The 236-nt window shown below is 36.0% G+C and carries 1 pseudogene; it reads right to left on the bottom strand.

Annotated features, from left to right (window positions below):
- Positions 1-209, bottom strand: a pseudogene (locus tag CAMP5121_RS08085) (flagellin); the annotation flags it as partial.
- Positions 210-236: the final 27 nt, after the last annotated feature.

Genomic DNA, 236 nt, shown 5'->3' with positions numbered 1-236 from the left:
GCTATTGATACCGCTAGATTTGCAAATTGGGTTGCACCATCATTATTACCTACACTAAAACCAAAAGCAATAGAGAATGCTGTTACAAAAGCTAAATTACCTTCATATACCTTAGACATATCTTTACCGCTGTCTACAGAAAACCCTGAACCAGCACTCATACCATTTGCACTCATAAAGTCACCAATATTAGCATTAGTAACTATCATTTTACCGCCACCTTTATAGGCATTAAA

The sequence above is a fragment of the Campylobacter sp. 2352 PW genome (genome assembly GCF_024723575.1).
In the GTDB taxonomy this organism is placed as follows: domain Bacteria; phylum Campylobacterota; class Campylobacteria; order Campylobacterales; family Campylobacteraceae; genus Campylobacter_D.
This window is presented reverse-complemented; position numbering and strand designations above follow the sequence as displayed.